The organism is Acinetobacter sp. GRABPA_MV_2, assembly GCF_056725885.1.
On sequence record NZ_JBWZNA010000078.1, the window covers coordinates 1 to 305 of the forward strand.

The following is a 305-nucleotide window of genomic DNA, read 5'->3' on the forward strand; positions in this document are numbered from 1 at the left end:
GAGTCACTGTCTGAATCAGAGTCACTGTCGCTATCCGAATCACTGTCCGAATCAGAGTCACTGTCAGAGTCCGAGTCACTGTCTGAATCAGAGTCACTGTCAGAGTCAGAATCGCTGTCAGAATCAGAGTCGCTGTCAGAGTCCGAGTCGCTGTCGCTGTCAGAGTCAGAGTCCGAGTCACTATCCGAATCAGAGTCGCTGTCCGAATCAGAGTCACTGTCAGAGTCAGAATCGCTGTCCGAGTCGCTGTCCGAATCAGAGTCGCTGTCAGAGTCCGAGTCGCTGTCTGAATCCGAGTCGCTGTC

General features: G+C 53.1%; 1 protein-coding gene. It reads right to left on the reverse strand.

Annotated features, from left to right (window positions below):
* A partial coding sequence (locus tag ACXM0J_RS18900; RefSeq protein WP_180993319.1) for a hypothetical protein occupies positions 1 to 305 on the reverse strand: 305 nt, incomplete at both ends.